The 20,851-nt window shown below is 66.6% G+C and carries 17 protein-coding genes; 12 read left to right on the top strand and 5 right to left on the bottom strand.

What is annotated here, in order from left to right; all coding sequences use genetic code 11:
* Positions 1 to 15: 15 nt before the first annotated feature.
* From carA to ABV518_RS20215, 9 genes are all read left to right on the top strand, one after another.
* A complete protein-coding gene (carA, locus tag ABV518_RS20255; RefSeq protein WP_367771077.1) occupies positions 16 to 1,233 on the top strand; it encodes a glutamine-hydrolyzing carbamoyl-phosphate synthase small subunit in 1,218 nt (405 codons plus the stop codon).
* The gene (gene carB, locus ABV518_RS20250) at positions 1,233 to 4,547 is read left to right on the top strand and encodes a carbamoyl-phosphate synthase large subunit (RefSeq protein ID WP_131133079.1); all 3,315 of its coding nucleotides are present in this window, start codon (positions 1,233 to 1,235) and stop codon (positions 4,545 to 4,547) included. The genes carA and carB overlap by 1 nt, the downstream gene beginning before the upstream one ends.
* A complete protein-coding gene (gene pyrF / locus ABV518_RS20245) occupies positions 4,540 to 5,409 on the top strand; it encodes an orotidine-5'-phosphate decarboxylase (protein WP_367770777.1) in 870 nt (289 codons plus the stop codon). The genes carB and pyrF overlap by 8 nt, the downstream gene beginning before the upstream one ends.
* A 109-nt stretch (positions 5,410 to 5,518) precedes the next feature.
* Complete coding sequence (mihF, locus tag ABV518_RS20240; RefSeq protein ID WP_207307737.1) at positions 5,519 to 5,836, top strand: integration host factor, actinobacterial type; 318 nt, start codon at positions 5,519 to 5,521, stop codon at positions 5,834 to 5,836.
* Positions 5,837 to 5,883: 47 nt separating this feature from the next.
* Positions 5,884 to 6,456, top strand: coding sequence for a guanylate kinase (gmk, locus tag ABV518_RS20235; protein WP_367770773.1), 573 nt, complete (start codon positions 5,884 to 5,886; stop codon positions 6,454 to 6,456).
* A 39-nt stretch (positions 6,457 to 6,495) separates the two neighbouring features.
* The gene (gene rpoZ, locus ABV518_RS20230; protein WP_003800778.1) at positions 6,496 to 6,756 is read left to right on the top strand and encodes a DNA-directed RNA polymerase subunit omega; all 261 of its coding nucleotides are present in this window, start codon (positions 6,496 to 6,498) and stop codon (positions 6,754 to 6,756) included.
* A 31-nt stretch (positions 6,757 to 6,787) separates the two neighbouring features.
* Positions 6,788 to 8,032: a bifunctional phosphopantothenoylcysteine decarboxylase/phosphopantothenate--cysteine ligase CoaBC gene (coaBC, locus tag ABV518_RS20225; protein ID WP_367770767.1), complete on the top strand. Its 1,245-nt coding sequence runs from the start codon at positions 6,788 to 6,790 to the stop codon at positions 8,030 to 8,032.
* A gap of 77 nt (positions 8,033 to 8,109) precedes the next feature.
* Positions 8,110 to 9,345: a methionine adenosyltransferase gene (gene metK / locus ABV518_RS20220; RefSeq protein ID WP_131133075.1), complete on the top strand. Its 1,236-nt coding sequence runs from the start codon at positions 8,110 to 8,112 to the stop codon at positions 9,343 to 9,345.
* An 87-nt stretch (positions 9,346 to 9,432) separates the two neighbouring features.
* Entirely contained in the window at positions 9,433 to 11,559 is a 2,127-nt protein-coding gene (locus tag ABV518_RS20215; RefSeq protein WP_367770764.1) for a primosomal protein N', read from the top strand.
* A gap of 5 nt (positions 11,560 to 11,564) precedes the next feature.
* On the opposite strand, the gene ABV518_RS20210 is transcribed toward ABV518_RS20215, so the two are convergent.
* From ABV518_RS20210 to ABV518_RS20195, 4 genes are read right to left on the bottom strand one after another with little or no spacing between them, the layout of a single operon-like run.
* On the bottom strand, positions 11,565 to 12,665 hold the full coding sequence (locus ABV518_RS20210; RefSeq protein WP_367770761.1) for a glycosyltransferase family 4 protein: 1,101 nt from the start codon (positions 12,663 to 12,665) through the stop codon (positions 11,565 to 11,567).
* Positions 12,662 to 13,591, bottom strand: coding sequence for an alpha/beta fold hydrolase (locus ABV518_RS20205; RefSeq protein WP_367770758.1), 930 nt, complete (start codon positions 13,589 to 13,591; stop codon positions 12,662 to 12,664). Before ABV518_RS20205 ends, ABV518_RS20210 begins: the two co-directional genes overlap by 4 nt.
* Before the next feature lie 10 nt (positions 13,592 to 13,601).
* Positions 13,602 to 14,483: an aldo/keto reductase gene (locus ABV518_RS20200; protein WP_367770755.1), complete on the bottom strand. Its 882-nt coding sequence runs from the start codon at positions 14,481 to 14,483 to the stop codon at positions 13,602 to 13,604.
* Between the two features lie 35 nt (positions 14,484 to 14,518).
* On the bottom strand, positions 14,519 to 15,481 hold the full coding sequence (locus ABV518_RS20195) for a sugar-binding transcriptional regulator (RefSeq protein WP_367770752.1): 963 nt from the start codon (positions 15,479 to 15,481) through the stop codon (positions 14,519 to 14,521).
* A 123-nt stretch (positions 15,482 to 15,604) separates the two neighbouring features.
* Between ABV518_RS20195 and ABV518_RS20190 the strand changes: the two genes are divergently transcribed.
* The 3 genes from ABV518_RS20190 (at position 15,605) to glpK (ending at position 19,817) form a co-directional block, all read left to right on the top strand.
* Positions 15,605 to 17,419 (top strand): glycerol-3-phosphate dehydrogenase/oxidase, encoded by a 1,815-nt coding sequence (locus ABV518_RS20190; protein WP_367770749.1) that lies wholly within the window; start codon positions 15,605 to 15,607, stop codon positions 17,417 to 17,419.
* A 94-nt stretch (positions 17,420 to 17,513) separates the two neighbouring features.
* The gene (locus tag ABV518_RS20185) at positions 17,514 to 18,263 is read left to right on the top strand and encodes an MIP/aquaporin family protein (RefSeq protein ID WP_367770746.1); all 750 of its coding nucleotides are present in this window, start codon (positions 17,514 to 17,516) and stop codon (positions 18,261 to 18,263) included.
* Between the two features lie 39 nt (positions 18,264 to 18,302).
* Positions 18,303 to 19,817 (top strand): glycerol kinase GlpK, encoded by a 1,515-nt coding sequence (gene glpK, locus ABV518_RS20180; protein WP_367770743.1) that lies wholly within the window; start codon positions 18,303 to 18,305, stop codon positions 19,815 to 19,817.
* 119 nt (positions 19,818 to 19,936) lie between these two features.
* Here the strand turns inward: glpK and ABV518_RS20175 are convergent, their stop codons facing one another.
* Positions 19,937 to 20,839, bottom strand: coding sequence for a hypothetical protein (locus tag ABV518_RS20175; protein ID WP_367770741.1), 903 nt, complete (start codon positions 20,837 to 20,839; stop codon positions 19,937 to 19,939).
* Positions 20,840 to 20,851: the final 12 nt, after the last annotated feature.

The raw sequence follows: 20,851 nt of genomic DNA, 5'->3' as shown, positions 1-20,851 counted from the left end.
GTGACAGCAGACGCAGTGGATGCCACGACAGCAGCGATTTCCACCCCAGCCGCCCTGGTCCTTGAAGATGGCCGCATCTTCCGCGGAACCAGCTACGGCGCAACCGGCACCGCCCTGGGCGAGGCAGTATTCGCCACCGGCATGACCGGCTACCAGGAAACCATTACGGATCCCTCCTACGCCCGCCAGCTGGTGGTGCAGACCGCACCGCACATCGGCAACACCGGCGTCAACAGCGAAGACGCTGAATCCCGCCGCATCTGGGTGGCCGGCTACATCGTCCGCGACGCCGCCCGCCGCCCCTCGAACTGGCGCTCCCAACGCAGCCTGGACGAGGAACTCGTCGAGCAGGGCATCGTGGGCATCCAGGGCGTGGACACCCGCGCCATCACCCGGCACCTGCGCGAACACAAGACCATGCGCGCCGGCATCTTCTCCGGCGACGCCGCCCAGGCCACGGACAAGGAACTCCTGGACTCTGTCCTGGCCAGCGCCCCCATGGAAGGCGCGCGGCTGGCTGAGGAAGTCAGCGTCGATACGGCCTACGTGGTGGAACCGAAGGACCACCGCTGGGACGGCGAGCCGCGCTTCAGCATTGCCGCCATCGACCTCGGCATCAAGGCCATGACCCCCGTCCGCTTCGCCGAGCGCGGCGTCCGCGTCCATGTCCTGCCGGCAACCTCCACCCTCGAGGACGTCAAGGCCGTCAGCCCCGACGGATTCTTTATGTCCAACGGCCCCGGCGACCCCGCCACCGCCGACGCCCAGGTCAAGCTGCTGCGCTCCGTCCTGGACGAGAAGCTGCCGTACTTCGGCATCTGCTTCGGCAACCAGATCCTGGGCCGCGCCCTGGGCTTCGGGACCTACAAGCTCCGCTACGGCCACCGCGGGATCAACCAGCCCGTGATGGACCGCCGCACGGGCAAGGTGGAGATCACCTCGCAGAACCACGGTTTCGCCGTGGACGCACCGCTCGACGGCGCCACCCAGGCCCCCGAGGAACGCTACGGACGCGTTGAGGTCAGCCACATCAGCCTGAACGACGACGTCGTGGAGGGCCTCGCGTGCCTGGACATCCCCGCGTTCTCGGTCCAGTACCACCCCGAAGCGGCGGCAGGCCCGCACGACGCCGCCTACCTGTTCGACCGTTTCATCGACCTGATGGCGGACACCAAATCAGCCGCAGACGGCGCGAAGAACACCACCGACTCCAAGACTGAGGACAAGAAGTAATGCCCAAGAGAACTGACCTTAAGAGCGTCCTGGTCATCGGTTCCGGCCCGATCGTCATCGGCCAGGCTGCCGAATTCGACTACTCCGGCACCCAGGCACTGCGTGTCCTCAAGGAGGAGGGCCTCCGCGTCATCCTCGTGAACTCCAACCCGGCCACCATCATGACGGACCCCGAGTTCGCCGACGCCACCTACATCGAGCCCATCACCCCCGAGGTGGTGGAGAAGATCATCGCCAAGGAACGCCCGGACGCCGTCCTGCCCACCCTGGGTGGCCAGACCGCACTGAACACCGCCATCGCGCTGGACAAGAACGGTGTGCTGGAGAAGTACAACGTGGAGCTCATCGGCGCGAACATCGCGGCCATCGAGCTCGGTGAGGACCGCGAAAAGTTCAAGGGCGTTGTGGAACGCTGCGGCGCCGAATCCGCCCGCAGCCACATCATCCACACCATGGACGAGGCCCTCACCGCGGCCGAAGACCTGGGCTACCCGATGGTGGTCCGTCCGTCCTTCACCATGGGCGGGCTCGGCTCCGGCCTGGCGTACACCGAGGATGACCTCCGCCGCATCGTGGGCCAGGGCCTGCAGTACAGCCCCACCAGTGAGGTGCTGCTCGAAGAGAGCATCCTCGGCTGGAAGGAATACGAGCTCGAGATGATGCGGGACAAGAACGACAACGTCGTTGTGGTCTGCTCCATCGAAAACTTCGACCCCGTAGGCGTCCACACCGGTGACTCCATCACCGTGGCGCCGGCGCTGACCCTGACCGACCGCGAATACCAGCGCCTGCGCGACATCTCCATCGCCGTGATCCGCGAAGTGGGCGTCGACACCGGCGGCTGCAACATCCAGTTCGCCATCGAACCGGACACCGGACGCGTGGTGGTCATCGAGATGAACCCGCGCGTGTCCCGCTCCTCCGCCCTGGCCTCGAAGGCCACCGGGTTCGCCATCGCCAAGATCGCCACCAAGCTCTCCCTCGGCTACACCCTGGACGAGATCCCGAACGACATCACGCAGAAGACGCCGGCGTCGTTCGAACCCACCCTGGACTACGTGGTGGTGAAGGTTCCCCGCTTCGCATTCGAGAAGTTCCCTGCCGCCGACGACACCCTGACCACCACCATGAAGTCGGTGGGCGAAGCCATGGCCATGGGCCGCAACTTCACCGAGGCGCTGCAGAAGGCGCTCCGCTCCTTGGAGCAGAAGGGTTCGCAGCTGGACTTCAGCTCCGTCCCGGAATGGGAAGTCCCGGAACTCATCGAAAAGGCCAAGCGCCCCACCACGGAGCGCCTGCACCAGGTCCAGCGGGCCATGCTCGGCGGCGCCACCGTCGAAGAGCTCTACGCGGCCACCAAGATCGATCCGTGGTTCCTGGACCAGCTCCAGCTGCTGAACGAGATCTCCCGCGAGATCCGCCAGGCCGGTGCCCTGACCGTCGAGATGCTCCAGCGCGCCAAGCGCCACGGCTTCTCCGACGAGCAGATCGGCGCCCTCACGCACAACTCCGAGGCAGTGGTCCGTGGTGTCCGCCAGGCCCTGGGCATCCGCCCGGTCTACAAGACGGTGGACACCTGCGCCGCAGAGTTCGCCGCCTACACGCCGTACCACTACTCGTCCTACGACGAGGAGGACGAGGTGGCGCTGCACTCCAAGCCGTCCATCCTGATCCTCGGCTCGGGCCCCAACCGCATCGGCCAGGGCATCGAGTTCGACTACTCCTGCGTTCACGCCTCCATGGCACTCCGCAAGGCCGGCTACGAGACCGTGATGGTCAACTGCAACCCGGAAACCGTCTCCACCGACTACGACGTCTCCACCCGCCTGTACTTCGAGCCGCTGACCCTTGAGGACGTCCTCGAGGTCATCGCGGCCGAAGAGCGCACCGGCGGCGTCATGGGCGTGTTCGTGCAGCTTGGCGGCCAGACCCCGCTGAAGCTCGCGCAGCAGCTGGCCGACGCCGGCGTGCCCATCCTGGGCACGTCCCCGGAGGCGATCGACCTCGCCGAGCACCGCGGCGAATTCTCCCGCGTGCTGGACAACGCCGGCCTGATCTCCCCGAAGAACGGCACCGCCGTGTCCTTCGAGGACGCCAAGAAGATCGCCGACGAGATCGGCTACCCCGTCCTGGTCCGCCCGTCCTACGTGCTGGGCGGCCGCGGCATGGAGATCGTCTACGACGAGGCCAACCTCTCCCGCTACATCGCCAACGCCACCGAGATCACCCCGGACCATCCGGTCCTGATCGACCGGTTCCTGGAAGACGCCGTCGAAATCGACGTCGACGCACTGTTCGACGGAACCGACATGTACCTGGGCGGCATCATGGAGCACATCGAAGAAGCCGGGATCCACTCCGGCGACTCCGCCTGCGTGCTGCCGCCCATCACCCTGGGCAACAACGTCCTGGAACGCGTCCGCACCGCCACCCGTGCCATCGCCGAAGGCGTGGGCGTGCGCGGACTGATCAACATCCAGTTCGCCCTCGCCTCCGACGTCCTCTACGTCCTGGAAGCGAACCCGCGTGCCTCCCGCACCGTGCCGTTCGTGTCCAAGGCCACCGGCGTCCAGATGGCGAAGGCCGCCGCCCTGATCGGCACCGGCGTCACCATCAACCAGCTCCGCAGCGCCTACAAGATGCTGCCGGAAACCGGCGACGGTTCCACGCTGCCGCTGGACGCCCCGGTGTCCGTCAAGGAAGCCGTGCTGCCGTTCAGCCGGTTCCGTACCCCTGAAGGCAAGGTCGTCGACTCCCTGCTCGGCCCGGAAATGCGTTCAACCGGTGAAGTGATGGGCATCGACAAGCACTTCGACACCGCGTTCGCCAAAAGCCAGGCCGCCGCCAACAACGCGCTGCCCACCCAAGGCAAGATCTTTGTCTCCGTAGCCAACCGGGACAAGCGCTCGGTCATCATGGGCGTCAAGCGGCTCTCCGACCTCGGCTTCGAGATCGTCTCCACCGGCGGCACGGCAGATGTCCTGCGCCGCAACGGCATCCAGGCCACCCCGGTGCGCAAGGTCGCCGAAGGCAGCAGCGCCGAAGGCGAAGGCACCATCGCGGACCTCGTCATCGCCGGCGACATCGACATGGTGTTCAACACACCCTCCGGCGGCGAAGCCCGCAGCGACGGCTACGAACTACGCGCGGCGGCCACGTCCATCGGCATTCCCTGCATCACCACGGTGGCTGAATTCAACGCCGCCGTGCAGGCGATCGAAGCCATGCGCACGTACGAGTGGTCCGTCACCAGCCTGCAGGAACACGCCGCAGCCCTGGCAGCCTCGCAGGAAGCTGCGCGCCAGAATGCCTGACGCCGGTTCCGCACTGCCCGCCGCCGGCCGGGAGTCCTTTGGCTCCCGGCTGGGGGCGGCCATGGCCGCCCGCGGACCGCTGTGCGTGGGCATTGACCCGCACCCGGCGCTGCTGAAGAGCTGGGGACTGGACGACGACGCCGACGGCCTCAGGCGTTTCTCGCTGACGGTCCTGGAGGCGGTCGGTTCGCTCGCTGCCGCGGTCAAGCCGCAGGTGGCGCTTTACGAGCGGCACGGCTCGGCCGGCATGGCGGTCCTTGAGGAACTCCTGGCTGCCGCCCGGGACGAGGCCGTGCTGACCATCGCGGACGCTAAGCGCGGCGACATCGGATCCACTATGGCCGCGTACGCAGACGCCTGGCTGCGGGACGGGTCGGCGCTGGCTGCCGACTCGGTGACGCTCAGCCCGTACCTCGGGTTTGAGTCGCTCCGCCCGGCCCTGGACCTCGCAGCTGAATACGGCCGCGGCGTGTTTGTCCTGGCCCTGACGTCCAACCCGGAGGGGGCATCCGTCCAGCACATCGGCGGTGCCGACTCCGTGGCCCGGCGGATCACGGAAGCTGCAGCTGCGGAGAACCGCCGCTACGAGGGCCCGCTGGGGTCCGTCGGACTTGTTATCGGCGCCACCGTTGGTTCGGCGCTGACTGACCTCCAGCTGGACCTGCAGGCGGTCCGCGGTCCCATCCTTGCCCCGGGGCTGGGGGCACAGGGCGCCACACCGGCTGACCTGCGCAGGACATTCGGTCAGGCATACCCGCAGGTGCTGGGAACGTCCAGCCGCGACATCCTTTCCGCCGGCCCCGGCATCCAGGGACTGCAGGACGCCGCCCTGCGGACGCTGGACGGGCTTCGCGAAGCCTGACCTGGCCTAGCGCGGGTCCATTGATTCGCGGGGCACCAGAGGGTAGGTTTCAGGACAAGTCCAATGGCGGCCGCCTTGGATGCATCCGACGAAACCGGGGGTGTCCACCATGAGCCTGCGACCGTTATCCGCGTCGGAACGCGCAGACGCGCTGCAGAAGGCAGCTGCTGCCAGGGCTGCCAGGGCGGCGGCCAAAGAGCGGCTCAAAAACGGCCAGACGTCGGCCGCCGACATCATCAGGTCGGCGGCCGCGGACGACGCCCTGGCCCGGATGCGTGTAGCAGAGCTTCTTGAAGCACTTCCCGGCATCGGCAAGGTCAGGGCTGCGGCCATTATGGAGCAGCTGGGAATCGCTGCTTCCCGCCGGGTCCGGGGGCTGGGCATCCACCAGCGCCAGGCGCTGGTAGATTTTATAGACGAGAAGTAGGGCGTGCCACGGTTCGCCCCATCCGAACCGAAGCCGTAAAGGAATACGTGAGCAAGAAACCGGGACTGACAGTCCTCGCAGGTCCGACGGCTGTTGGCAAAGGCACCGTGTCCACCTACATCCGGGACAACTACCCCGAAGTCTGGCTTTCCGTTTCGGCCACCACCCGCGCCCCGCGGCCCGGTGAGCAGGACGGCGTCCACTACTTCTTCAAGTCCAGGGAAGATTTCGAGTCGCTCGTGGAGGCCGGCGAGTTCCTGGAGTGGGCTGTTGTCCACGGCCAGAACACCTACGGCACACTGAAGAGCACCGTGAACCAGGCCATCGCCGACGGCAAGTCAGTCCTGCTGGAGATTGACCTGCAGGGTGCCCGGCAGGTCAAGGCGGCGGTCCCGGACGCGCAGTTTGTCTTCCTTGCGCCGCCGAGCTGGGACGAAATGGTGCGCCGGCTGGTAGGCCGCGGCACCGAAACTGCCCAGGAACAGCAGCAGAGGCTGGAAACCGCTAAACTAGAACTTGCCGCTGAACCGGAGTTTGACCACACCGTCATCAATGATGACGTTCGCCGGGCAGCGGACGAGCTAGTTTCACTCATGGGGCTGACACCGCACCCGCACTAGTTGCCGGTAGCAGTCGGCCCGTTAGAATTTGGAGAATTCGTGTCCACGAACCTTGAAGGCATCATCAACCCGCCGATCGATTCGCTGCTTGAGGCAGCTGATTCCAAGTACGGCCTGGTGATCTTCGGTGCCAAGCGTGCACGTCAGATCAACGCTTACTACGCCCAGCTGCATGAGGGCCTGTTCGAGTACGTCGGCCCGCTGGTCGACACCAAGCTGAACGAGAAGTCGCTGTCCATCGCCCTGCGCGAGATCAACGAAGGCAAGCTCGTTTCCACGCCGATCGAAGCGGCAGAGTAAGTTCTGCAGACTGCCTGTTGACGGAGGTCACGTGCGCATAGTCCTCGGAGTCGGGGGAGGGATTGCCGCCTACAAGGTGGCATCGCTCCTCCGGCTTTTTACTGAAGCCGGCCATGACGTCACGGTCATCCCCACTGAAGCGGCTACCCGCTTTGTTGGAGTTGCAACCTGGGAGGCCCTGTCCGGGCATCCCGTCAGCAACAGCGTTTTTGACGACGTCCACCAGGTCAACCATGTCCGCCTCGGCCATGAAGCAGACCTGATCGTGGTGGCACCTGCCACCGCGGACCTGCTGGCCCGTGCCGCGACCGGGCAGGCCAACGACCTCCTGACGAACACCCTGCTGATGGCCAGCGGGCCGGTGCTGTTTGCGCCTGCCATGCACACGGAGATGTGGCAGCACGCTGCCACCCGCGCCAATGTGGAAACCCTGCGCGGCCGGGGAGTTGCCGTCCTGGAACCCGCCAGCGGACGGCTCACCGGCTCCGACTCCGGACCCGGGCGCCTGCCCGAGCCGGAAGCCATCTTCGACGCCGCCATCGCCCTGACCCAGGGCAGCTCCGACTATCAGCTCCCGCTGGCCGGGAAGACTGTCACCATCAGTGCGGGCGGGACCCGGGAACCCCTGGATCCGGTGCGGTTCCTGGGCAACCGCTCATCCGGCAAGCAGGGCGTCGCCCTGGCCGTTGCCGCCCGCAACGCCGGAGCCACCGTCCGGCTCCTGGCCGCCCACATGGAAGTACCCCCGCCTGCCGGTGTCGAGGTGGTGGCGGTGGAGACTGCCCTGCAGCTGCGGGAAGCCGCGCTGGCGGCGGCCGCGGATTCCGACGTCGTCATCATGGCCGCGGCCGTGGCCGACTTCCGTCCCGCTGAGATTTCCGGCACAAAAATCAAGAAGCGCGACGACGCCGCCGACCCCGTCATCTCCCTGGTCCGGAATCCGGACATCCTGCATGAACTGGTGGAACTGCGCGATGCCGCCGAAAACCAGCTCCGCCGCAGCCAGCTCATTGTCGGTTTTGCTGCGGAGACCGGTGACGGCGAGGGCGACGTCCTGGCCTACGCCGAAGCCAAGCTCAGGCGCAAGGGCTGCGACCTTCTGGTGGTCAACCATGTGGGCACGGACAAGGTCTTCGGCCAGGACACCAACGCCGTAGTCATCCTGTCCCGCTCCGGCTCCGAACCCCAAGAGGCATCCGGAACCAAGACCGAAGTATCGGCCGCCGTAATTAATCGGATCGGCTATGAGCTGAACCACGTTTCGCCCCGCGCCTGACGGCAGGACAAGCGACGTTCCTTAGTACGGGGACACACGCTGCCGGACGTCCGATTCCCAACCAGTAAGGTAGTTGAGTGACTTTACCGCTGCACATTCCCCACACCCACGGGGCCACGCCCTCCGCCCTCCGGCTCTTCACCTCGGAGTCCGTGACTGAAGGCCACCCTGACAAGATCTGCGACCAGATCAGCGACGCCATCCTCGATGCCCTGCTGGCCGCGGACCCGGAGTCCCGCGTCGCCGTCGAAACCATGGCCACCACAGGCCTGGTCCACGTGGCCGGCGAGGTCACCACGGACGCCTACGTTGAGATCCCGCAGATCGTCCGGGAGACCATCCTGGGAATCGGCTACGACTCGTCCGCCAACGGATTCGACGGCGCCCGTTGCGGCGTATCCGTCTCCATCGGGCAGCAGTCCAACGACATCGCCGGCGGCGTGTTCAACTCGCTGGAAGCCCGCGAAGGCCGCCAGGAGGACGACTACGATCTCCAGGGTGCCGGTGACCAGGGCCTGATGTTCGGGTACGCGAGCGACGAGACCCCGTCCTACATGCCGACGCCGATCTGGCTCGCGCACCGCCTGTCCGAGCGCCTCACCGAAGTGCGCAAGTCCGGCGAGCTCTCCTACCTCCGCCCCGACGGCAAGACCCAGGTCACCATCGGCTACGACAAAGACGTCCCCGTTTCCGTGGAGACAGTGGTCATCTCCAGCCAGCACGCCGAAGGAACCAGCCTGGACCGGCTCCGGGCCGACCTCGCATCTTTCGTGATCAACCCGGTGCTGGCCGCGGCCAACCTGGACATCTCCCGGACCGCCAACATCCTGAACCCCGCCGGGGAGTTCGTCATCGGCGGCCCGGTCGGCGACGCGGGCCTGACCGGACGCAAGATCATCGTTGACACCTACGGCGGCATGGCCCGCCACGGCGGCGGCGCCTTCTCCGGCAAGGACCCGTCCAAGGTGGACCGCTCGGCGGCCTACGCCATGCGCTGGGTGGCCAAGAACGTGGTGGCAGCAGGCCTGGCCAAGCGCGCCGAAATCCAGATTGCCTACGCCATCGGCCAGGCACGCCCCGTGGGCACCTACGTGGAGACCTTCGGCACGGAAACGGTGGACCCGGCACGGATCAGCGCCGCCATCGCGGAGATCTTCGACCTCCGCCCGCGGGCCATCATCGACGCCCTGGACCTCAAGCGCCCCATCTACGCCAAGACGGCGGCGCACGGGCACTTCGGCCGTGACGATCCCGACTTCACCTGGGAGCGCCTGGACCGCGTGGACGATCTCAAGGCCTTCTTCAACGCCTAGCCTTCAGCAACGTCCAGTCCAGCCACCTGGTCCCGGCCGAAAATGTCGGGGCCAGGTGGTTTGCTGGTTCGAAAGGGGGTAGCAGCCATGGCAAAAGATGAGACTGTCCAGGCAGAGCCTGGCCTTCCCGGTGCCGTGCAACTGTCCCTGCTCCAGGGATTCCCGGCGCGCAAGCCACAGGCCGGCCCCCCGCTGGCAACACACCTCCCGGTGGCCAGGGTGCTCGTCGAATCGCCGCTGCCGCACCTGGACCGCCCGTTTGACTACAGCGTGCCGGCCGACCTCGACGCCGCCGCCCGGGCCGGCGTGCGGGTGAAAATTAAGTTCAACGGCCAGGAACTGGCCGGCTTCATCATGGAACGCACCGCCGAATCCGACGCCGGCCATACCCTGGTCCCGTTGCACAAGGTCATCTCGCCCCTGCCCGTCCTCACCCCGGCCGTCCGGGATCTGGCCTCCGCCGTTGCCGCCCGCTATGCCGGAACCATCAGCGATGTGCTCCGCGCCGCAGTTCCGCCCCGCGTTGCCAGGCTGGAGAAGGAGTTCCTGGCCCGGCCTGCTCCGGACGCCGCCGCTGACACCCAGGCCAACCCGGCCGACTCCGCTCCCACCGGCGGGTGGGATGTCTACCGCAACGGCCAATCTTTTATCCGGCACCTGGGGGAGGGCGGTTCTCCTCGTGCGGTGTTCAGCCCGCTCCAGGGCTTCGGTCCGGCGGCCTGGCCCCGGCTGGTCGCGCAGGCGGTCGCTGCCGTCCGCGCCTCCGGCCGTGGCGCCGTGGTGGTGGTTCCGGACTACCGCGACCTGGACCGGCTGGAAAAAGCGCTGGAAGAGGTCCTGCCGGCCAGCGACATCGCCCGGCTGACCGCCGATGACGGCCCCACTCCGCGGTACCGGAACTTCCTGCGTGTCCTCGACGGCTCGGCGCGGGTGGCCATCGGCACCAGGTCCGCAGCGTTCGCACCGGTCCGGGATCTGGGGCTCGTGGCCTGTTGGGACGACGGCAACGATCTTCACATCGAGCAACGGGCCCCGTACGCCCACGCCCGCGACGTGCTGCTGCTCCGCGCCGGCCAGGAGGGCACGGCCTGCCTGATGGCCGGCCACACCCGCAGCACCGAACTGCAGCGTCTGGTGGAAACCGGCTGGGCCACGCCCATCGACGCCGAACGCCCTGCCCTGCGTTCCACCGTTCCGAGGGTGCTGAACACCGCGGACAGCTTTGAACAGGAACGGGACCCGCTGGCGCGGATCGCGCGGCTGCCCGGGGCTGCCTGGCGTGCGGCCAAGGAGGGCCTGGAACGCGGGCCGGTCCTGGTCCAGGTGGCCCGGGCCGGCTACGCGCCGTCGCTGGTGTGCGAGACCTGCCGCGAGCCGGCACGCTGCGGATCCTGCCAGGGCCCGCTGGCCGTCGCCGGTGCCAGCGGCAGCGCCGCCCTTCCCCAATGCCGCTGGTGCTCCACCCCTGCCCCGGACTGGGAGTGCAGCCACTGCGGCGGCCGCCGGCTCCGGAAAGGTGCCACCGGGGTCATGCGGACGGCCGAGGAGCTGGGCCGGGCGTTCCCCGGCAAGGCGGTGGTCACCTCCTCCGGGGACCACGTCAAAACTGAAGTCGGCAGCGCCAAGGCCCTGGTGGTCGCCACCGTGGGTGCCGAGCCGGTGGCCGACGGCGGGTACGCTGCGGCGCTGCTGCTCGACGGCGACTCGCTGCTCCGCCGCGAAAACCTCCGGGCGGGGGAGGACACCGTCCGGCGCTGGTTCAACGCCGCCGCCCTGGTCCGGCCGGCCTCCGAAGGCGGCCTCGTGGTGATCACAGCTGCTGATACTGCGGCGGTCGGCGCACTGCTGCGCTGGGATCCCGCCGGCTACGCCCAGCGCGAGCTGGCGCTGCGGGTGGAGCTCCAGCTGCCCCCCGCCGTGCGGATCGCATCCGTCACCGGCCCGCGCGCCGCCGTCGTGCATTTCACCGAGGGTGTCGACAAACAGCTGACGGCAGCCGGTGTGGACCTGCGGACGGCGGGTCCGGCGCCGGTGCTGCTGGTAGGCGCAGCCACACCCCAGCGCGTTGGCGAGGACGTCCGCACGCTGCTGTTCTTCCCCTACGGGCAGGCGGCGACAGTGACCAGGGTGCTCCGGGCCGCCCGCGCCGCTGCCGCCGCCAAGCGAAGCGAGGAACCGGTACAGCTGCGCCTGGACGGCGTGGACGTCCTCTAGGCCGGTTAGGCCGGATGTCCCGGACGTTTCCGGCCGGAGCGCATGGCCACGATGTCGTGGGCTGCGTCAACCAGCTGCCTGGCTGATTCATCCCAGCTGAACTCCGCAGCGCGCGCCACTGACTGGCGTGACACGTCCTGCCAGTGCCCGTCGTCCCGGAGTTTCTTCGCGGCAGCGGCGAACTCCGCGGCAGAACCGGGATCGACGTAGGATGCGGCGTGGCCGCCCACTTCGCGGAAGATGGGAATGTCGCTGGCGATGACCGGCGTGCCCAGCGCCATGGCCTCCACAAGCGGCAGACCATAGCCCTCCGCCCGGGAAAGGCTTACCAGGGCGGTGGCGCGCCGGAGCAACGTGGCGTACTCGTCGTCGGTCACTCCGTTGTGGAACACTACCTTGGCGCCCGGCGGGACCATGATCTCCAGCTCGGCCCGGCGTTGCGGGGTGATCCTGCTCAGCAGGTGCAGGGTGAAGTCCGGCAGGTCGGCCATGCCGGCCACCATGGTCTCCACGTTTTTGTAGGGCATAAAAGAGCCCATATAGACGAGCGAATGCTCGGCCCCGGCGGCGGCGTCGCGCGGTTCCTGGTCCGGCTGCGGCGCGTTGCTGATGATCCGCACCGGCCGGCTGGTGAGCCGGTACTTGGCCATCAGCGCTTCCGTGGTGCTGCTGATGGTTGCCACGATGTCTGCCCGGTTGAGCAGGAGCCGCTGCGGCCAGAACGCCTTGTGGTAGAGGCGCCATAGCACCCGCACCGGTGCGGGAAGGAAGCCGGGAGGTGCCGGGTGCTCGTAGTAGATGAGGTCGTGCAGGGTCAGGACCAGTCCGTAGTTGCGGCCCCAGGTTCCCATGGTCTGCATGGGGCAGACCACCACGTCAGCGCCGAGCGGGTTGATCTTCCGCGCCACAAACAGCTCGATGGGGGAGAGCGGGCTGTTGATCAGGGTGTACGGCACGTCAGGGAGCAGGGCAAGCTGCCGGGGATCGCTGATGAGCATGGATACGTCGGCGATCTTTGCCGTTGCCGCTATCAGGCTGGCTCCGTAACGGCTGATTCCGTCGTGGTGGTCGGTCCGGGTAAAGCGGGCATCGACGACAATTTTCACGCGGGATGGTCCTTAAGGAAGGTGAGGATGAAGCCGGCGGCAGGCGCCGGCGTTTCGTAATGGATCAGGTGCCCGACGCCGGGGATCACCTTGAGCGTCCCGTCCGGCAGCAGGGCGGCGAGGCGGTGCTGGTCGGGCATCATCGCGATCTCGTCCTTTTCGCCGGCGATGAGCAGGACCGGCAGGGCCAGCTGGCCGGCCACCTCGGCCACATTTCCGCTGACGGAGGCCGTGAACGATTCCAGCAGGCTGTCCCTGTCGGCGAAGGCGCTGAAATAGGAATGGTGCTGGCCGTGGATAAACCGGCGCAGTTCCTTGTCCGGGGTTTTGGCCATGGCCTCGCTCATGACGCGGACGATCAGCGGGTTGCGAAGCAGGGCAAGGCCGGGCCCCTGGGGGAGCCGGGCCGCGAGCCGGTAGTACAGCACGGCGAGTTTGGTCATGATCCCCTTCGGCCCTTCCAGCGCCGGTGCGGCGATCGGGTTAATGAGGATCAGCGGCGAGACCGCGCCGGGGTGGGCTGCCACGAAGTGCGCGGCAACGATCGACCCGAACGAATGGCCCAGCAGGACGGTGTCTGGGCCCAGGCCCAGGGCAGCCATGAAGCCGGTGATGAACCTGCCGTAGTGCTCCACGGAATGTGGCCCCGAAGCGAAGGCATCGGAGCTGCCGAAGCCGGGAAGGTCCGGCATGATGAGCCGCATCCCGGGCAGCTGGTCCGCAACCCTGAGCAGTCCGTGGTGATCGCCGCGGAAGCCGTGGATCACCAGGATGGTCCGGGTCTCCGGCGTCACCTGGACCGGTTCGTAGGTCCAGTACGCCACCGTGCCGCCGTCGAGCTCGATGCGGGCAGCCCGGGTCCTGGCCTCGAGTTCCCGGCTGAAGTAGGACGGCGTGGCGGGAGGCCGCGGGTCAGCTGTTTTCATTGCCTCGGTCCTAGTTGACGTTGTCGGGATGGGACCCGGTGCGGTGGCCCCGGTCAAGTTCGGCCAGCGCAACCATGTCGCGGTCCGAAAGTTCAAAGCGGAAGACGTCCAGGTTCTCCCGGATCCGGGCCTCGGAACTGGCCTTGGGGATGGCAATGTTGCCCAGCTGGATGTGCCAGCGCAGGATGACCTGTGCCGCGCTCACGCCGTGTTCGGCAGCGCACGCCAGGACCACCGGATCCGCGAGTACCTGTCCGCGCCCCAGGGGGCTCCAGGCTTCCGTCCGGATTCCCAGTGCGGCGTGCTTCTCCCGCAGCTCAGCCTGCTGGAGCCATGGGTGCAGCTCGATCTGGTTGACGGCCGGCACCACCTCCGCCGTCTGCAGCAGTTGGTCCAGGTGGGCGGGCTGGAAGTTGCAGACACCGATGGCCCGGACTTTCCCTTCCCGGTACAGGGTTTCCAGGGCCCGGTAGGTGTCCGTGAACAGCCCGCGCCGGGCGCAGGGCCAGTGGATCAGGTACATGTCCACGTAGTCCAGGCCGAGGTTCACCATGGAGTTGTCGAACGCACGCAGCGTGGAGTCATAGCCCTGGTCATCGTTCCAGACCTTGGTGGTGATGAAGACGTCCCCGCGGGCCAACGCGGGCGACGCTTCGCCGGAGCCGCCGCTTCCGGTTCCCATTCCGCCGTCATACCCAAAAAGTGAACTGATTCCGCGGGCCACTCCGGTTTCGTTCCCGTACATGGCCGCAGTGTCGAAATGGCGATAGCCGGCGCCGAGCGCGGTGGAAACCAGGGCGGACGCCTCGGCCACCGGAACCTTGTACAGCCCATATCCCAACTGGTCGATCAGCACGCCGTTGTTCAGGCTGAGCCGGGGTGAGGTTTTCATAGCAACGACTCTACCCATTCTGTACACAGACTCCCTCAGGCGGCGCCGTCAAAACCCACCAGGCGGCGCGCGGATGCCTCATCAAGAATCAGGTCCGTAGCCAGCCCCGCCGTCAGTGCCCCGCGGAGCCCGTTGATCTTGGACGCCCCGGACACTACACAGATGCGGCGCCTGACCTGTTTCAGTTCCGCGAGCGCAGGTCCGGTGGAGCGTTCGTTCAGGACAATGCCGTCAGAGGACCCGTCGCCGCGGAAGAAGACGGTGGCGACGTCGCCCACAACGTCCGATCCCGCCAGGATCCTCAGGTCACTTTCGTCCAGGTAGCCGCCGGCGTAGACATGGCTGGGATAGTCCGCGTCCACCGAGCCCACACCGAAGATCGCAATGCTCATCCGCGACTGCAGTTCCAGGATCCGTTGCACGCTGCGCTCATTCCACATGGCTGTCTTGGTCGCGGCGTGGTCAAAAAACGCCGGCACCGGGAACTGCTCAACGCGGGCCCCGTAGGCGCTGCCGAAGCGGCGCATGATGTCGCTTGCATAGGTGATGCCCGTGGTGTGCATGTTTCCGGCGCCGTTGAGCTGGACAATGACGCAGTCGTGGGTGATCTTGCGGGTCAGGTGCCGGCTGACGGCGCTCAGCGTGGACCCCCAGGCCACCCCGATGATGGCGTTCGAATCCACCAGCGGCCCGATGGTGCGCGCGGCCTGCATGGCCACCCGGTCCAGCGTTTCCGCCTCATTCAGGGTTTCCAGGACCGGGACAACGTGCGCGTCAACGTTGTATGTGTCGCGGATCAGGCCCTCCAGTTCCGGGCCGGTGTCGAGCGGATTCCGGATCTGGATCTGCACCAGGCCGGAATCCCGGGCCGAGGACAGGAGGCGGGACACCGTGGAACGGGAGGTGCGGAGCTCCCGGGCGATGGCGTCCATGGTGAGGTCCTGCAGGTAGTACATCTGTGCGGCGCGCAGGGCGTCGGAGTGGCGGGAGGGTGACATAAGGGTCCATTCTGCACGTTTGTGCATAGAGGTTGACTCCATTTTCCATTACTTCAAACAATAGTTGGAGACCTGCGGGACGCCGGGCGGCGTCCGCACAAACCAAACCCCAAGGGAGCTGTTTTGGGAACCAAGGATTTTTTCGGCCACAGCGGAGCTGCGTCTTCTCCGGCCAGCGGACCGCGTTCAGCTGTGCAGGCCCTGAAGCAGCGGCCGCAGGCCAGGGTGCTGATCATCGGCGGCGGCATCAACGGCGTTGGCACGTTCCGCGACCTTGCCCTGCAGGGAGTTGACGTTGCCCTGGTGGAGCGTGGCGACTACTGCCAGGGTGCCAGCGGCGCCTCGTCGCACATGATCCACGGCGGTATCCGATACCTGGAAAACGGCGAGTTCCGCCTCGTCCGGGAATCAGTGGTGGAACGGAACCGGCTGCTGCGCATCGCACCCCACTACGTGAAGCCGCTCCAGACCACGATTCCGATCTTCAGCACCTTCTCAGGCGTGCTCTCCGCACCGCTGCGCTTCCTGACCCACAAGCAGCAGGGCAAGCCCAAGGAACGCGGCGCATTCCTCATCAAGCTTGGCCTCAGCCTCTACGATTCGTTTTCCCGTGACGGCGGCTCCGTTCCCCGCCACCAGTTCCGCGGCCGCAAGCGCGCACTGGCCGAACTGCCGCACCTGAACCCCGGCATCAAATATGCGGCCACCTACTTCGACGCGTCCGTCCACAACCCGGAGCGCCTCACCCTGGACGTGCTGCAGGACGGCGAAAAAGCCGGGCTGGGCAGTGCAGGCCACACCACCGTCACGGCGCGGGCCAGCAACTACCTCTCGCTCCAGTCGATGAAACCGGGGGCGGCGGCAACGGGAACCGGCGCCCTTGCCACGGGCAGCACCGTCCAGCTTCGCGACGAACTTACCGGCGAGGTGTTTGACTTCACCGCCGACGTCATCGTGAACACCACCGGTGCCTGGGTGGACCTCACCAACGAAGCAATGGGCGCCGCCTCCCGCTTCATGGGCGGCACCAAGGGCTCACACATCGTCCTGGACCACCCCGCCCTCCTTGAGGCGTGCCGCGGCCGCGAAATCTTCTTCGAACACACCGACGGCCGGATCGTCCTGATCTACCCGATGGGGGACAGGGTCCTGGTGGGAACCACCGACGTGGACGCCGACATGGGCCAGGACGCAGTGTGCACCGACGGCGAAATCGACTACTTCCTCGACCTCATCGGCCATGTCTTCCCGGACATCCCCGTCGACAGCGGGCAGATCGTCTACACGTTCTCCGGGGTCCGTCCGCTGCCCCGGCACGACGCAACACAGCCCGGATTTGTCTCCCGGGACTACCGGATCGAACGCCGGGAAGGCGAGGCCGGCGCCGTCGTTCTCTCCCTGGTCGGTGGCAAGTGGACGACGTTCCGTGCGCTGGCCGAGCATATGACCAACGATGTGCTCGCCGAGCTGGGGATGGAACGGAAGGTTTCGACGGCGAAGCTCGCCATCGGCGGCGGAGCCGCCTTCCCCGAGGACGAAGCCGGAATCCAGGCTTGGATCAAGGCCCACATGTCCGCCGGCCGCAACGCCGACCGGACCGCGGTCCTGCTGACGCGCTACGGCACCCGGGCCGCAGAAGTCATGCGCTACCTCGACGCCGGCCCTGACCGCCTCCTGCACTCCACGCACGAGCTCAGCGTCCGCGAGCTGGAGTTTATGGCCGCCAATGAGCAGGTGGGGCACCTTGCCGATGTGCTCATCCGCCGGACATCCCTGGCCTTCCGCGGCCTGGTCACGGGCGAATTGCTGCACGAGGTGGCGGACGTGCTGGCCGGTCCGCTGGGCTGGGATGCCGCAACCACGGCCGCAGAGATCCGTGCGGCCCAGGATGTGCTGGAGCGTTTCCACCGCGTACAGATCCACAGCCTGGTCGCCTAAGCGGCACGGCTGACGGCCGGGGTGCCACAGTGCCCCGGCTCCGCGGTCCTTCAAACCCGCGAAGGACCGACAACAGAAAATAGAGGAGTCAAAGATGTCTCTTGGAATTGTTTTCCTTTCCGAAGTCTTCGGAACGGCCATGCTCACCCTGCTGGGTTGCGGCGTCGTGGCCAACGTTGCCCTGAAAGGCACCAAAGGCAACAGCGGCGGGTTCCTGATGGTGACCTGGGGGTGGGGCATCGCCGTCTTTGCGGGTGTTTTTGTTGCCGCCAAGTCCGGTGCGCACCTCAATCCCGCCGTCACGCTGGGCCTGCTGGTCAACGGCAAGGCGGAGTACGCCCCCGGCGTCCCGATTGATGCTGCGTCCACGCTGACGTATTTCGGCGGCGAAATGCTGGGGGCCTTCCTCGGCGCAGTAGTCTGCTGGGCCGCCTACAAGCAGCACTTCGACGCCGAACCGGAGTCCGCAAGCAAGCTGGGCGTGTTCTCCACCGGCCCCGCGATCCGCTCCACGCCGTGGAACCTGGTCACCGAGATCATCGGCACTTTTGTCCTGGTCTTCGTGATCCTGACCCTTGGCGGAACGCCCTCGGGCCTGGGACCGCTGGCCGTAGCCCTGCTCGTGGTGGGCATCGGCGTTTCACTGGGCGGACCCACGGGCTACGCCATCAACCCGGCCCGTGACCTGGGTCCGCGCATCGCCCACGCGCTGCTTCCCATCAAGGGAAAAGGAACCAGCGACTGGGCCTACTCGTGGATTCCCGTAGCAGGACCCCTTGTGGGCGGCGCCCTGGCCGGTATTGTCGCAAAGATCGCACCCATCATCATTACCGCCGCCGCCTGACCTCCCCGTTACACTCAGCACACAGACAAGGACGTCATCATGAACCAGTACGTAATCGCCATCGACCAGGGCACCACCAGCTCCCGGGCCATCATCTTCGACCACAGCGGCAACATCGTTTCGTCGGGCCAGATGGAGCACGAACAGATCTTCCCGCAGGCAGGCTGGGTGGAACATAACGCCGCCGAGATCTGGAACAACACCCGGGAGGTCATTGCCTCCGCGCTCTCCAAGGCAAACCTGACCCGTCACGATATCGCCGCCGTCGGAATCACCAACCAGCGCGAAACGGCTGTGGTGTGGGACAAGACCACCGGCGAGCCCGTGTACAACGCCATTGTGTGGCAGGACACCCGCACGCAGGACATCGTTGACGAGCTCTCCAAGGACGGCGGGCCGGAACGGTTCAAGCAGAAGGTGGGCCTTCCGCTTGCGACGTACTTCTCCGGCACCAAGATCAAATGGATCCTGGACAACGTCGAGGGCGCACGGGCCAAGGCGGAAGCCGGTGACCTGGTCTTCGGCAACACCGATGCCTGGGTCCTCTGGAACCTGACCGGCGGCGTTGACGGCGGGGTGCACGTCACGGACGTCACCAACGCCTCGCGGACCCTGTTCATGGACCTGGAGACACTGAGCTGGGACGAGGAGATCCTGGGGATTTTCGGTGTCCCGCTGAGCATGATGCCGGCTATCAAGTCCTCCTCCGAGGTGTACGGCACCGTCCACACGTCACAGCTGCTGCGGGAAGTCCCGGTATCAGGCATCCTGGGCGACCAGCAGGCTGCCACGTTCGGCCAGGCCGCGTTCCAGGCCGGCGAAGCCAAGAACACCTACGGCACCGGTTGCTTCCTCATCTTCAATACCGGTGAGGAGATCGTGCACTCCAAGAACGGCCTGCTGACCACCGTCGGCTACAAACTGGGGGATGCCGCACCCCACTATGCGCTGGAAGGCTCCATCGCAGTCACCGGTTCCCTGATCCAGTGGCTGCGGGACAACCTTGGCATGATCAGCAGCGCCCCGGAGGTGGAGACCTTGGCCGCCTCGGTCAAGGACAACGGCGGCGTCTACATCGTGCCCGCATTCTCCGGACTGTTTGCCCCGTATTGGCGCTCGGACGCCCGCGGCGCCATCGTGGGCCTGACCCGGTTCGTCAACAGGAATCACATCGCCCGCGCAGCCCTGGAGGCCACAGCATTCCAGACCCGGGAGGTCCTGGACGCGGTCAACGCGGACTCGGGCGTTCCGCTGACGGAGCTGAAGGTCGACGGCGGCATGGTCGCCAACGACGCGCTGATGCAGTTCCAGGCAGACATCCTGGGCGTCCCCGTGATCCGTCCCAAAGTCGTGGAAACCACCGCCCTGGGCGCCGCCTACGCAGCAGGCCTCGCCGTCGGATTCTGGAAGGACCTCGGAGAGCTGTCGGCCAACTGGTCCGAGGACAAGCGCTGGGAACCGCAGCTTGAGTCGGCCGAGCAGGACCGTCAGTTGCGCCTGTGGAAGAAGGCCGTCACGAAGTCGATGGACTGGGTGGACGAGGACGTCCGCTAGGCACCTGAACCTGACGCCGGACGGCAAGGAAGAGGGAGGGCGGCCCGAGGAGTGCCGCCCTCCCTCAGTCGTACGGGGGTCAGGAACCCTCGGTCACCGGCCCTCCGCCGGCACGGTTATCAGTGCGGGTCCAGTTGGGCCCGCGGCGTCTTGGCATAGACGCTCCTGCTGACGGTGTAACCCCTCTCGTCCTGTTCCAGCGCCTCTGCGTTGACAGCCGCAAACTGCGCGGCGCCCAGCTTCTTCACGCTGACGAGGTCCATGAATTCCTGGTCGGGACCTCCCACGGCTGTGACTTTGACCAGCCCGGTTCCGGCTGCGTAGTACTTCTGCTGGTGTCCGGCGTCAGGTTCCAGCGGATTGTGTTCGTCAATGACCAGCACGTTGTTGTAGCAGCCGGTGGGGACGCAGAGGTACCGGTGCTTCTGGAAAACTTTTCCGCAGTCAAGGAAGTCGACCTTCGGTGCATAAGCCTGGACATACTCCGGCGTGCCGGTCCGGGGCAGCGCCTGCATGGCGATCCCTGCCTGCGCCTTGGCGATCCCGCTGACGAACGTGCTGGGTGCGCCAACAAATTCGCCGTTTTCAAATTCCTCAGGATATTCGCCGAACAGCCACACGGTGCCCTTGCGGGTCTGCGCGAAGAAGGCCAGTTCGGATTCGACCAATTCGCCGTCGTCGTAGTCACGGTCCCACATCACCCGGGTGGTGACCCCGTCGATCACTTTCGTCAGGCCGGTCACAGTGTGGACCACGGAATGCTCGTGTACTCCGTCCTCGGAGGTCACCGTCCCGGTTGTTGTGAACTGCATGCCCGGCGTGAGCGGGAACCACTTGTTGTCCACCTGCGGCCATGCCTGGAAATCCGTCCGGTCAAAATTGATCGCGGACCCGGGCCCGCAGAGCTCCGGCGGTGGCGGCGGCGCGGCGGCCGCCGTCCCTGCCGAAACGACCGTCAGTGATCCGAAGACCAGCAGTAATGCGGACCCGTACGCCGTAATACGAGGTGCTCGAAAAGCCATCTCACGTGCCTT

Origin of the sequence: Arthrobacter sp. HS15c (assembly GCF_040812005.1) — a bacterium.
In the GTDB taxonomy this organism is placed as follows: Bacteria; Actinomycetota; Actinomycetes; order Actinomycetales; family Micrococcaceae; genus Arthrobacter.
The sequence above is the reverse complement of the archived record's forward strand: the minus strand, read 5'-3'. Positions and strand labels throughout refer to the sequence as shown.

What these genes read in the sequence shown, in the direction of transcription:
- carB (WP_131133079.1), top strand. Translation starts at nt 1,233, where the DNA reads ATGCCCAAGAGAACTGACCTTAAGAGCGTCCTGGTCATCGGTTCCGGC.
- pyrF (WP_367770777.1), top strand. Translation starts at nt 4,540, where the DNA reads ATGCCTGACGCCGGTTCCGCACTGCCCGCCGCCGGCCGGGAGTCCTTT.
- mihF (WP_207307737.1), top strand. Translation starts at nt 5,519, where the DNA reads ATGAGCCTGCGACCGTTATCCGCGTCGGAACGCGCAGACGCGCTGCAG.
- ABV518_RS20215 (WP_367770764.1), top strand. Translation starts at nt 9,433, where the DNA reads ATGGCAAAAGATGAGACTGTCCAGGCAGAGCCTGGCCTTCCCGGTGCC.
- ABV518_RS20205 (WP_367770758.1), bottom strand. Translation starts at nt 13,591, where the DNA reads ATGAAAACAGCTGACCCGCGGCCTCCCGCCACGCCGTCCTACTTCAGC.
- ABV518_RS20200 (WP_367770755.1), bottom strand. Translation starts at nt 14,483, where the DNA reads ATGAAAACCTCACCCCGGCTCAGCCTGAACAACGGCGTGCTGATCGAC.
- ABV518_RS20195 (WP_367770752.1), bottom strand. Translation starts at nt 15,481, where the DNA reads ATGTCACCCTCCCGCCACTCCGACGCCCTGCGCGCCGCACAGATGTAC.
- ABV518_RS20185 (WP_367770746.1), top strand. Translation starts at nt 17,514, where the DNA reads ATGTCTCTTGGAATTGTTTTCCTTTCCGAAGTCTTCGGAACGGCCATG.
- glpK (WP_367770743.1), top strand. Translation starts at nt 18,303, where the DNA reads ATGAACCAGTACGTAATCGCCATCGACCAGGGCACCACCAGCTCCCGG.
- ABV518_RS20175 (WP_367770741.1), bottom strand. Translation starts at nt 20,839, where the DNA reads ATGGCTTTTCGAGCACCTCGTATTACGGCGTACGGGTCCGCATTACTG.